General features: G+C 40.2%; 8 protein-coding genes and 1 pseudogene. 2 read left to right on the top strand and 7 right to left on the bottom strand.

The features are described 5' to 3' along the window. Nucleotides 1–51 precede the first annotated feature (51 nt). Nucleotides 52–303, top strand: a pseudogene (locus TOL9009_RS41745) (hypothetical protein); the annotation flags it as partial. A gap of 98 nt (nt 304–401) precedes the next feature. On the opposite strand, the gene TOL9009_RS0136650 reads toward TOL9009_RS41745, so the two are convergent. From TOL9009_RS0136650 to TOL9009_RS0136625, 6 genes are all read right to left on the bottom strand, one after another. Continuing rightward, nucleotides 402–707, bottom strand: coding sequence for an urease subunit beta (locus tag TOL9009_RS0136650; RefSeq protein WP_029638652.1), 306 nt, complete (start codon nt 705–707; stop codon nt 402–404). 50 nt (nt 708–757) lie between these two features. After that, entirely contained in the window at nt 758–1060 is a 303-nt protein-coding gene (gene ureA, locus TOL9009_RS0136645) for an urease subunit gamma (RefSeq protein ID WP_029638650.1), read from the bottom strand. 85 nt (nt 1061–1145) lie between these two features. Beyond that, the gene (locus TOL9009_RS0136640; RefSeq protein ID WP_051503223.1) at nt 1146–1997 is read right to left on the bottom strand and encodes an urease accessory protein UreD; all 852 of its coding nucleotides are present in this window, start codon (nt 1995–1997) and stop codon (nt 1146–1148) included. Between the two features lie 35 nt (nt 1998–2032). Further along, entirely contained in the window at nt 2033–3268 is a 1236-nt protein-coding gene (locus TOL9009_RS0136635) for a photosystem II assembly protein (protein ID WP_260676016.1), read from the bottom strand. Nucleotides 3269–3344: 76 nt separating this feature from the next. Further along, the gene (locus tag TOL9009_RS0136630; protein ID WP_029638643.1) at nt 3345–4265 is read right to left on the bottom strand and encodes an SPL family radical SAM protein; all 921 of its coding nucleotides are present in this window, start codon (nt 4263–4265) and stop codon (nt 3345–3347) included. Between the two features lie 131 nt (nt 4266–4396). Further along, the gene (locus TOL9009_RS0136625) at nt 4397–5182 is read right to left on the bottom strand and encodes a class I SAM-dependent methyltransferase (protein WP_029638642.1); all 786 of its coding nucleotides are present in this window, start codon (nt 5180–5182) and stop codon (nt 4397–4399) included. Between the two features lie 240 nt (nt 5183–5422). Between TOL9009_RS0136625 and TOL9009_RS0136620 the strand changes: the two genes are divergently transcribed. Then, nucleotides 5423–7729, top strand: a complete 2307-nt coding sequence (locus TOL9009_RS0136620) for an ATP-binding protein (RefSeq protein ID WP_038298344.1) — start codon at nt 5423–5425, stop codon at nt 7727–7729. Between the two features lie 802 nt (nt 7730–8531). Here the strand turns inward: TOL9009_RS0136620 and groL are convergent. Then, nucleotides 8532–10169, bottom strand: a complete 1638-nt coding sequence (gene groL / locus TOL9009_RS0136605; RefSeq protein ID WP_029638606.1) for a chaperonin GroEL — start codon at nt 10167–10169, stop codon at nt 8532–8534. Nucleotides 10170–10203: the final 34 nt, after the last annotated feature.

Here is a 10203-nt window from a genome sequence, read left to right as displayed (position 1 = left end):
CCTACCTTAATGGATTAATCTCTGCTCGCTAAATAAAAAGTGGGATGCTCCCCGCGACGGATAATGCGATGTGTTTACGATTTGTATGCTGGAAATTGTACGCCAGATGATATTTTAAATGTTGGTGAATTAGAAGGCGAAAGCGGCAAGTTTTACAGTCATCTTTATCTGGGATTGTATTACGAGGCTGACAACAACGTTGAATTGGCTTCTAAATACATAGTTAAAGCTGCCGACGAATACAAAATTAATGATTATATGTGGCATCTGGCGCAAGTACACAAAACTTTACGCGGATGGTGATAATAGCATCAGGTTTTAGCTGAATACAAAAGAAGCCTCGCATCTCAAGAAAGTACTCACTCTTAGCGTGAGATGAATTTTGGTGAATTGTAGGTACGTCAAAGGTTTCCGTTAATTTGGGAGTTGAAGCCGTAGACTTTGCGAGTGCCAACTAACGGGACTAAAGTCACTTCTTTTTCATCACCTGGTTCAAAGCGAACTGCTGTTCCTGCGGGGATATCGAGACGCATTCCTCTGGCTTGTTCTCTGTGAAAGTTGAGGGCAGCGTTGACTTCATAAAAGTGATAGTGGGAACCGATTTGTATGGGGCGATCGCCTGTATTTGCCACCTGCAATTTTACCGTTTCACGACCTGCATTTAATTCAACTTCCCCATCAGACGTAATAATTTCTCCAGGAATCATAAGCATTTAAAAATGGATAGTAGATAGTGGTAAATCTTAATAACAACAAATTAACGAATTGGATTATGTACTGTCACCAACTTAGTCCCATCAGCAAAAGTAGCTTCTACTTGCACCTCATGCACCATTTCCGGCACACCTTCCATCACCTCATCTCTTATTAACAGAGTTGTACCATAACTCATTAAATCTGCAACAGTTTGCCCATCTCTGGCACCCTCCAAAATAGCAGCAGAAATATAAGCGATCGCTTCCGGATAATTCAACTTCAAACCTCTATTTTTACGCCTTTCTGCTAACAAAGCAGCGGTAAAAATCAACAATTTATCCTTTTCCTGCGGTGTAAGTTGCATTTTTACCTCTCTGTGTCCTCTGTGCCTCTGCGGTAGCCTGCGGCAAGCCGCTTCTCTACGAGACGCTCCGCGAACGCGTCTACGTTTAAATTTGCCAAACCCTCGGTATACAATTATCACGATTCAAAAAAGACATCCGCAGCAACTGCCAAACATCAATAAACCAGTTTCTCACCTCAGATGTCGAAGAACCACGATATCGACACAAAAATCCATTTTCCAAACGAGTAACCCCAGCTTCACCTGCTCCATTCCACTTTAAACGGGCTTTTTCCACAATTTCCGCGCTCACAGAACTTCCCACCCAAACTAGAGTACCTGTAATTGGTTGCCCAGCCAAGCCGTGAGGACTATGAAAAACTTCTTCGCTACCCGGTAGCCATTGTCTATCAATCCACAACGGTTTACCTTGCTGCCAAATTTCAGTATGATTGCGCCATTCTCCCTGCACAAATTTCTCACCTCTAGCACTGCGACCAAATCGAGTAATTTCCCAGCCTAAATAACTAGCTTTCGTAGCTAATTCTACCCGTAAATCTTGCCGATAAATTGCCCCATTAAAAACAATAGTTTCTTGGGGAAACCATTCCAAACAAGCGCCAGCATCAACTTGTATATTAATGCTTTGTTTTGCTTGAGTGCCGTTACTGCGATAAATTTTACTAGCAGCGGCTGTAGTAATTAATGCTTGGGTGTTTGGTTGGAGGTGAAAATTAAGGGAAAGGCGATCGCCTCCCACAACGCCCCCAGCCGTATGTAAAATGATGCTATGACAAACTTGTTGCCCTTCTGGATAAAACGGGCGCTGTACCTTCAGTGGGGCTTGATGGGAGTTATGAATTAGGGCAGTTGTCCCCAGGCGATCGGCATACACTAAATTCAGTTTGCCATGCCAGCCATTTTCTGATTCTGCTATTGGATAGTTACATTGATTCACAAATTATCAAAAATTAATATTATTCCTAATTAATATTAAGATTTTTTCGCCAATATTACATAATCATCTAAGGAATAGTGCTGTTGATACTTCTGACCAAGATACTTTTGAATCATCGAACTCATATACAATTGCTTGGGTAAGTTAGCTAGTGCAAATTTTCCAAATTCAACAGCCGAATAAGGTGTTCTTGAGCCTGTGGATGTTAAATACTTATACCACACAAGCTCTAACCCAAGTTCTGCCAAAAATTTATTTACCACCTTTTTTTCATGTTCTTGGTCTTCAACTTGGTAAGCATCATAAGCTTTAAATAACTTCTTATCTTGGACAACTAGCAACACATAACCTTGTAGCTTTAATCTAGTAGCAAATATTTGTTTGTAGATATTATTTGCTTGAAGGGTTTTAACTAGGCTGTTAAAAAAACAATGGGAAACAGTTATAAAGTCAAAAAATTCTTTTGGTATATTACTCGATTGAGAATTCCAGGTAAAAATGTCGTCAGTCACAAAACGAAAGTAAGCATTTACAGGCGTTTTTCTAGATTCTATATATCGACGCCAAAATTGTAATCCTCGAAATTGAAAAGCATCTTGTTTTTCTAAAGAATAGTAGGATATGTGCATTTGCGGGATATCGAAAAAGCCGCTAGTACTTTGCAAAAATAAAGCTAAACCATAAGCAACTGTTCCCGGACCTGCGGCAATATCAAGTATGTTAATCTTAGTTGGTAGTAAACCAGCTTTGTAAATCAAAAACCAAGCTAAATAAATACAGTAGACATTTTCTAAAAAATACTTCATAAAGTAGACATGGGGAGTCAGACTAAAACGGTAATCTGGATCTTGCCCACTTTTTAAGCTATTGATATCTTCTAGAGCATCTTCTATTTTAATTTTTAACTTGTTATCAAATATCCGACTAAATTCTTCTTTGATATATTCAACTAATCTAGCTTCAAAATCATCAAATATACGCTCATCCAGACCAGTAGATTGTAGTTTGGTGATATCATGTTCTATTAGTTTAAATGCTTTGGAAACAAAATTGATAAATTCTGCTTCTGGCTTTAAGATAAAACTATCTTGTTTATCAAAAGCTACTTCATTTAAATTTTCTTGTTTTTGAAGTGCTTCAGTTAATTTAAAACTTAAATTAGCTACCTCTCTTTTATCTTGCTGCGAATAACTTTCTAACTGAAGCTTATCTCTAAATAGCTTCTCTAACCAGGAAAATTTTGCTCCCGATTTTTTAATTTCTTGCAACAATTTGATTGCAACTTGGGTATTGCCATGCTTAAGCGCAGATTTAAATTGCTGACTTCGCCACCAATTTGCTATAGCATTACTCATAACCAAAGCCGTCTTTTCCTTCTTTGATTTCCACGCTGGGAAGACGAGAAATTAAATTTTGCTTAAACTTCATATAATTTACTTGTTCATCATCATACCACCAAGCGTATTTTTGCTTAATAGCTTGTGCTTCTTCGCGGGTTCCTGCGACAAGAGAACGATTATGACTTGCGTGAAACTCCTGAATGACAATTCTATCTGCGATCGCTAATTTTTCAATAAAAGCGGCTTCATCTTCTGGTAAAGTAGGAAGTAGAGGTGTAATGGTGATAGAAACTTTGGGAATAAAGCCTTTTAAAGGGTCAATAGTTTGTTTTATTTTGGTAAGAGCATTTAATCTGGCTTTGATGCTAGGCGATCGCACTTCAAAATCTCTCCTCACACATTCGCTACCAGTCGGTATACTCATATTAATTCGCAATCGCTGAAATCGTTGTAAAATATCGATATCTCTGGTAATAATCGGGCTGCGAGTTTGAATTACCAACGTTGGACGATATTCAAGCATTACTTCTAATAAAGAGCGCGTTAGCTGATATTTCGACTCAATTGGTTGATAAGGATCTGTAACACTACTCATATAAATTGTCGGAAATTTGTTGGGGTTTTTGTTATACCACTTTTCTAATTCCTTCTCTAAAACTTGTGCAGCATTTTCCTTAATGATTACCCATTTACCCCAATCTTGCCGCATTTGGGAATTAGGACTAAAAGCCGCAGCATAACAATAACTACAACCGTATTGACAACCCCGATAAGGATTTAAAGTAAAATCATAAGCAGCGATAAAACCAGTTGCCGGATTTAGTATAGATTTAGCATTTTGTGCATAAACTTTAATGTCATCAAAAATTTCTTTAACTAATTTTGTCGGAGTGCCTTCAAAATATCCTTCATAACGTGCTTTTGCCATTTTAAAGTTTGATATTAGGTTTAAAAAAGAGAAAAGTTTAGCGTCTTTGCGCTAAAAAATAACTTTGCATATTTGCTTAAAATATGGTGCGTTACGCGCTTCGCTAACGCACCCTAATTTATCTTCTATTTTTAGCTTTCAATTGCTTCCAAAATATGCACACTAGTGTTATCAACCATGTAAACAAAACCATGCTCATTAACAAAGCGTTGATATAACTCTTGTAAATTAACAACGAGTTGCTGCTGCATTAGTCCTTTCCGAGGAACGAAAGAATAACTCATAGTACGACCAATTAGCCCAGTTAAATCTAATTCTTGCTGATGAACAAAAGTATGTTCGGTTATGTTAATAAAATGGAGACTTGCTAATATTGGTTTTACAGATTTAATCCGCTCCTGTACTTGACCACTATTCGATGCTGCACGTATTAATTCGTTATATTCAGCCGTAAAAGCATCTTCTTGATCGCGGTGATTCCACACTACAGCCAACCGTCCCGAAGGTTTCAAGATGCGGTGGAACTCTGATAAAGTTAGTTCTAGGTTAAACCAATGAAAAGCTTGAAAACAAGTGACTAAATCAACCGATGCATCAGCTAAGTTAGTAACTTCTGCTGTTCCATCTCGAAATTCAACTAATGGATGTGGTTCAGCTGCTTCTCTCATTGCTGCATTTGGTTCAACAGCAATGACCCTAACTCCGCGTTTACCTAACAACCGCGAGGAGATACCAGTACCCGCACCAATATCTGCCGCTAAAAGTTGCGTTGGTGGTGCTAACCCTTCCAAGATAATATCAATTGCTGCGGCTGGGTAGCTTGGTCGATAGTTTACATAATCCGCTGCTCTGTCAGAGAATCGGGTTAGTGGGTTGAGGGTATGTAGGGGTGTTGTTTCCGGGTTAGTTTGGCTCATTGGTGTGGAATGAAAAAAATCTTAGTAATCTTATTAAGGTAAGTTAATTACCCATACTAATAAATATTTTCCAGGGTTTTACGGGAATTATAAAGTTACTTCTCCTGAAAAATACCTGCCACGGATAAATCGAGAACGCAAAAATGCACAAAAAAACAGGAGAGGTTGAAAGAAAAGTGGTTCTGTGGCATTTATACAACTGAATTGGTTGTGAAGTAACTTTATACATCCCTCTTGACAATGCAGTTGAACCCCAAAAACACCCATCCCAAGAAAACTAAATCCATACCTCTGCGCTTGATTCTTGTCGTTCCCTTTGTGCTGCAAATCTTTGCTGCTGTGGGGTTGGTGGGATATCTTTCCTTTAAAAATGGGCAACAAGCCGTAAATGACCTCGCCAATCAGCTAATTGATAAAGCTAGTCAGCAAGTTGATGAACATTTAGCTATTTATTTAGCGTTACCACAGCAACTGAGTCAACTGAATGCGGATGCAATTTCCGCTGGACAACTCAATTTAAATAATCAAAGGGCAAACGAGCAATATCTCTGGCGACAAGCCAAAGCATTTCAGGATATCACATATATCGGCTATGTGTTAACCGACGGCAGAGAAACAGGAGCCGGACGCTGGATTAACGGTGTGGATCTTCTGCTAGTCTACGAAAACTTAATTGGAGATGGCAAAGCGTCAGAATATATTGCGGATAACCGGGGAAACCGCATTCAACTTTTGCAAAGCTATGAGTTTGATCCCTGGACGCAACAAGGCACTAAAGATGCAGCCCGATTAGGCAAGCCTATTTGGGGTCCAATCTTTACATTTGAGCCACCTGAAAATTTACAAATTAGCGAAGCGGGTAAGGCACTGCAAACCCAAATCCCAACTTCCAATATTGGGTATGGGAATTATGTCGGCTTACCTGCCAGATATCCAATCTCCGATCAAAATGGTAAACTGCTCGGTGTCATAGCCATTGATTTGCTGCTGACCAATATCAGTGATTTTCTTCGTAGCACAAAAGTCAGTTCTTCTGGGCAAGTCTTCATCATCGAGCGCGATGGAATGCTGGTTGGCAGTTCTAGTAAGCATTCCATTTTGCATAAAGTAAATGGAAAAGCACAACGATTTAGTATTCTTAAAAGTCCCGATCCGTTGATTCGCAGTGTTGCTAGTGAGTTGAAAAAAAGGTTTAAAAATTTTCAATCTATCCAGAATAATCAAGAACTTAACATCACCTTCAATGGAAAACGTCAGTTTATACAAGTGACTCCGTGGCGAGATAAATATGGTTTAGACTGGCTCGTAGTTGTGACGGTGCCAGAATCAGACTTCATGGCACAAATTAACGCCAATACTCGCACAACCATCTTGTTGTGTTTGGCGGCATTGGCAGTTGCAATTTTATTGGGTATCTATACAGCAAGCTGGATTACCAGTCCAATTCTACGCTTGAGTCAAGCATCGGAAGCGTTAGCGAAGCGAGCCGCGCTAGCGGATTTCGCCGTTGGAAACCTGAATCAAATTGTCGAAGAAACTCAGGTTAACGAACTGAATATTCTTGCTCGTTCTTTTAATAAAATGGCGCAGCAATTGCGAGATTCTTTTGCAGCTTTAGAGACAACAAATCAACAACTAGAACAGACAAACGAAGTTTTAGAAGTTCGTGTTACTGAAAGGACAGAAGAACTTTCTCAAACACTCCACGAATTACAAAAAATGCAAACTCAGTTAGTACAGAATGAAAAAATGTCAGCCCTCGGACAAATGATTGCCGGAATAGCACACGAAATCAATAACCCGGTGAATTTTATCCACGGCAATCTTACCCACGTCAATCAGTATACGCAAGATATATTGCAATTACTTGAAGCATATAAACAACATTATGCAAATCCACCTGAATCACTTCAAGAATTACTTGATGAAATTGATATCAATTTTATTACCGAAGACTTAACCAAAATTCTTCAGTCGATGAAAGTTGGTACAACTCGCATTCGGGAAATTGTCTTATCACTGCGAAGCTTTTCGCGTTTAGATGAAGCCGAATTCAAAAAAGCGGATATTCACGAAGGTATTGACAATACATTAATGATTTTACAGCACCGTCTCAAAGCACAAAATCATCAAAAAGAAATTCAAATTATTAAAGAATACGGTAACTTACCTTTTATTGAATGCTATGCCGGACAGTTAAATCAGGTATTTATGAACTTAATTACAAATGCCATTGATGCACTAGAAGAAATAGAAGTAACTTATAATTTTCCAGTGCCGAAAATTTGGATTCATACCCAACTAACAGATGAAAATAAGATATTAATATCGATTCGTGATAATGGCGTAGGTATTCCCGAAGATATTCGCTCTAAATTATTTAATCCTTTCTTTACTACCAAAGCTGTAGGTAAAGGAACTGGTTTAGGATTATCTATCAGCTATCAAATTGTAGTTGAAAAGCATCGCGGTAAGCTGTGGTGTGATTCAATACTAGGTCAAGGTACAAAATTTGTGATTGAGATACCGTTAAAGCCAAGTTTATAGGGAAAATTGTAAGAGTGCGTAGACGCATCGCTCTAGTTCAAAAAAGCGATATTATAGTAATTAACGTAACTATTAAAAATAACAACTGCATCCACAAATGGAAAGATTACTTAACATGCATATTGAAAAATTAGCAGAAGGTGTTTATTTAGCAACATCAGATGAGCTTCAAAGTTTAGTCGCTCAATATTAATAAGTTTTATGAACAAATATCCGTATTTATCCTGAGCCTCATTGTTTGCCATAGATGATAATCTATATCAGTTACAAAAAACTGCTATTGAGGGCAATATGGTGAGTGTAATAGCATTATGATAATATTGTTAACTATTTTTATTATTTGGCAATTTATTAAAGCCTTCAGTCGTTTGATTGAGAAAGGTTTATTAATCACACTTACTACCCCTTTCAAACTCGTTCAGTCCTTATTCAAATTCAACTTTAAACGCCTAAACATCTTTAAAGATAATTCCACTTCTGTCTTAACCTCGCAGCCAAACAACGATCAACTAGCAAAACTTTTAACTAGGCTGGAAACAATTAAACAAGAGCAAAACGAAATTATACAGGAGATTACAGTTTTAGTCTCATCAAACATATAACTTCTCTCTCCTCCTCCTCCGCGAACCCTTCGGGTGACGCTCCTGCGTCGCTAACGCTTTGCTAACATCAGTTCGACGGGACGGAAACCGACTCCGCCGACTGATTCACCTTTGCGCTTCCCTCAGCGCTCCTTTGCATTAAAAAACAGCCGCCCCCACCAGGAGACGACTGCTTTCAAAAATAGGGCGGTTAATAAACCTTAATAATCGAAATCTCCACCACCCATACCCCCGCCACCAGCAGGAGCAGCATCCTTAGGCTCAGGCTTGTCAACAACGATACATTCGGTTGTCAACACCATACCCGCGATAGAAGCCGCATTTTGCAGAGCAGAACGAGTCACTTTCGCCGGGTCAACAATACCAGCTTCAAACAAATCGACGAATTCGTTAGTTGCAGCATTGTAGCCAACATTGAATTCCTTTTCTTTCACACGTTCAGCAATGACAGCACCATTCTGACCGGCGTTTTCAGCAATCCGCTTCAGAGGAGCAGGCAATGCACGAGCGACAATCAAAGCACCAATTAACTCTTCATCCTTCAAGTTGGCTTTTGCCCATTCTTCGAGTTGAGGCGCCAAGTGAGCGAGAGTTGTACCACCACCAGGAACGATACCTTCTTCCACGGCAGCTTTGGTAGCGTTGATAGCGTCTTCTAAGCGCAGCTTCTTGTCCTTCATTTCGGTTTCGGTCGCTGCACCGACTTTCACGACTGCGACACCACCAGCAAGTTTAGCCAAACGCTCTTGCAGCTTTTCTTTGTCGTAAGAAGATTCGGTTTCATCCATCTGACGACGGATTTGTTCAACACGAGCTTTCACAGCAACGTCGTTACCTTCGGCAACAATTGTGGTGCTGTCTTTGGTGATGGTGATGCGGCGAGCTTTACCCAGGCTCTCTAGCTTGGTGTTGTCAAGCTTCAAACCAGCATCTTCGGTGATTAGTTGACCACCAGTGAGAACAGCGATATCTTCGAGCATCGCTTTGCGGCGATCGCCAAATCCTGGAGCCTTGACAGCAGCAACGTTCAACACGCCACGCAGTCTATTCACAACCAAAGTTGCCAAAGCTTCTTTTTCAATATCTTCGGCGATAATCACCAAAGGACGACCAGCACGAGCAACTTGCTCTAACACTGGTACGAGGTCTTGTACCAAAGCGATTTTCTTGTCTGTGAGCAAGATGTAAGGCTCATCAAACACCGCTTCCATCCGCTCAGGATCGGTGGCGAAGTAAGGAGAGATGTAGCCTTTGTCAAAGCGCATCCCTTCGGTGATTTCTAATTCGGTGGTCATAGATTTCCCTTCTTCTAGGGAAATTACGCCTTCTTTGCCTACTCTGTCCATTGCTTGAGCAATCATCTGACCGACTTCTTCGTCGTTACCAGCCGAAATTGCCGCAACTTGAGCGATCGCTTTAGAATCTTCTACAGGACGAGCTTGTTCAGCAATGCTCTTTACCAAAAACCCGGTAGCTTTGTCAATACCGCGCTTCAAGGAAATCGCATTTGCACCCGCTGCAACGTTCCGCAAGCCTTCTTTTACCATTGCGTGAGCTAGCACGGTTGCAGTTGTTGTACCGTCACCAGCAGCATCGTTGGTTTTAGAAGCGGCTTGACGAATCAAAGCAACGCCAGTATTTTCAACGTGGTCTTCTAATTCGATTTCTTTGGCGATCGTCACACCATCGTTGACAATTTGTGGTGCGCCAAATTTCTTCTCTAGTACCACGTTACGACCCTTGGGACCAAGGGTAACAGCCACGGCTTCAGCCAGGATGTCCATGCCTCGTTCGAGGGCGCGACGGGCGTTTTCGTTATAGATAATACGCTTTGCCATAATTGCCTACGTTCAACCTGCTATTTGTAAATTT

It is taken from the genome of [Scytonema hofmanni] UTEX 2349 (genome assembly GCF_000582685.1).
Taxonomy (GTDB): Bacteria; Cyanobacteriota; Cyanobacteriia; order Cyanobacteriales; family Nostocaceae; genus Hassallia; species Hassallia hofmanni.
The sequence above is the reverse complement of the archived record's forward strand: the minus strand, read 5'-3'. Positions and strand labels throughout refer to the sequence as shown.